The sequence below is a fragment of the Neisseria sp. P0001.S005 genome, assembly GCF_051963715.1.
In genome coordinates, this window is sequence record NZ_JBQCTZ010000329.1 from 1 (window position 1) to 2,338 (window position 2,338).

A 2,338-nucleotide genomic window follows, 5' to 3' on the forward strand; every position below is an offset into this window, starting at 1 on the left:
TCATCCACTGTAAACGAACTTTCTTCAAAGGATAAATTGCAAAATTTGATAAACGGCTTTAAACACGACAAAGATGGCACGTTCACAGCCAAAGCATTGGCTGACAATGCCGATGTGGTGGCAAATTTTAGAGATGAGTTGCGAGAGACCTTAAAACAAAATCAGACTCAAGAAGTCGCTCAAAATACTCCGCAAGTTCAAGAAGAGTGCAGCTATGGCGGTCGGTCGTTTGGTTAAATCCTTCCCAAATTTGAAGAATGCTGATAGCACGTTTCCCCTTATTCTTTCAATAGATAGTTACGCATGAATAATAACGAACTTGAACAGGCACATAATCTTTTGCTTGAAACCGCCGAGGTAATGGTACAATTTAGGCAAAGTGCTCATCAGATTGTCCAAAATCTTGAGGATAAATTGGATAAATCACTTTACGATCAACGCAAGATGATTACAGAGATGGTACGCGCGGAAGTGACGAAAGAAATGTCAAATTCTGTGGCAGGGTATGTGCGTGATATGGAAAAGGCACGCAACCAAATGGCTGATCAAGTACGTGAATTCAATGTATATTTGAATAAGGTAAATGAAGAAAATCAGAAGATTTCTTCACGTTTGGTATGGATTGTTTCGCTTGCAATGGCAACATTGGTTATTGGAGGATTGGCATTATCTTTTTTCTATGCCATGCTGATTGATCAAAAACGACAGGATGCAGATATGGTCGGTCGCATCAATAGAGCCAATATCGTGCGATGCGGCGATGAACTTTGTGCCAAGACAGGTAAAAGCGTAGAAAATGGCTATCGGGTTATTCAGCATAGATAGCTGAGGAACTAAAGGCCGTCTGAAAAATCAGGATAACTGGTTTTCAGGCGGTCTTTGTTCTTATAATAGCGGTTTATTTTTTTACACACCCAGCAACGGAGTTTCCATGCAGTTTTCAGCATTCGGCGAAAAATTCACACAACACAGCGGTATTTTGCAGTTGATGGACGATTTGGGCGACGCGCTCAAAAGCGACAAGCCCGTCAATATGCTTGGCGGCGGTAATCCGGCGAAGATTGCTGAAGTCAATGCGGTGTTCGCCGATGTGTTTTCCAAGCTGGCGGCGGAACACGCTGTTGAGAATATCGGCAATTATTCCAATCCGCAGGGCGATGCGGCGCTGATTGCGGCTTTGACTGAGTTTCTCAACCGCGAATACGGCTGGAACCTGACGGCGGACAATATCGCGCTGACCAATGGTTCGCAAAATGCGTTTTTCTATTTGTTTAACTTGTTCGGCGGCAAATTCAATCTTTCAGACGGCCAAACGGCTGAGAAAGCCATTTTGCTGCCGCTGGCGCCTGAATATATCGGTTATGCGGACGTGCATGTCGAGGGGCAGCATTTTATTTCGGTAAAACCGAAAATCGAAAATGTCGAACACGAAGGCGAAGCAGGCTTTTTCAAATACCGCGTGGACTTTGACGCGCTGGAGAGCCTGACTGAATTGAAAGAGGGCAAAATCGGTGCGATTTGCTGTTCGCGCCCGACCAACCCGACCGGCAATGTGTTGACCGACGGCGAGATGGCGCGTTTGGATGCGTTGGCGCAGGAGCACGGGATTCCGCTGATTATCGACAACGCTTACGGAATGCCGTTCCCGAATATTATTTACAGCGATGTGACGCTCAACTGGCACGAAAACATCATCCTCTGCTTCAGCCTTTCTAAAATCGGCCTGCCCGGCGTGCGCACCGGCATTATTGTCGCTGCGCCGGAAGTGGTCAAAGCCGTCAGCAGTTTGAATGCGATTGTGAACTTGTCGCCAACCCGTTTCGGCGCGGCGATTGCGGCTCCGCTGTTGAACGACGGCCGTCTGAAACAGCTGGCCGACGAAGTGATTCAGCCGTTTTACCGTCAGCAGGCGCAAACGGCGGTTTCCCTGCTCAAGCGTGAATTGGGCGCGTATCCGTTGAAAATCCACAAGCCTGAAGGTGCGATTTTCTTGTGGCTTTGGTTTGAAAACCTGCCTGTTTCATCGCAAACCTTGTACGAAATGCTCAAAGCCGAAGGCACGCTGATTATTCCGGGCGAGCATTTCTTTGTCGGCATTGATAGGCAAGACTATCCGCACGCGCACGAGTGCATCCGTATGAGCATTGCGCAAGACGCGGAAACGCTGGAAAAAGGCATTGCCGCGATCGGTCGAGTGGTGCGCGGTTTGTACGATAAAAAATAAACGCTTTGAATAGGCAAAGGCCGTCTGAAACGTGGGTAATCGGGTTTCAGACGGCCTTTTTGTCGGATTTAGATATGGTGGATAACCAGTTTTTTGCCTTCGTAATCGAGGACG

General features: G+C 47.6%; 2 protein-coding genes and 1 pseudogene. All 3 read left to right on the forward strand.

What is annotated here, in order from left to right:
- Positions 1-237 (forward strand): annotated as a pseudogene (locus ACTHSP_RS19675) (CHAP domain-containing protein); the annotation flags it as partial.
- 66 nt (positions 238-303) lie between these two features.
- Entirely contained in the window at positions 304-825 is a 522-nt protein-coding gene (locus tag ACTHSP_RS19680; RefSeq protein WP_314511868.1) for a lytic enzyme, read from the forward strand.
- Between the two features lie 106 nt (positions 826-931).
- Positions 932-2,224, forward strand: a complete 1,293-nt coding sequence (locus ACTHSP_RS19685; protein ID WP_314511866.1) for a valine--pyruvate transaminase — start codon at positions 932-934, stop codon at positions 2,222-2,224.
- The last annotated feature ends 114 nt before the right edge of the window (positions 2,225-2,338 follow it).

Bases quoted from the DNA above. Each gene is read 5' to 3' on its own strand.
- ACTHSP_RS19680 (WP_314511868.1), top strand. From the start codon at position 304: ATGAATAATAACGAACTTGAACAGGCACATAATCTTTTGCTTGAAACC.
- ACTHSP_RS19685 (WP_314511866.1), top strand. From the start codon at position 932: ATGCAGTTTTCAGCATTCGGCGAAAAATTCACACAACACAGCGGTATT.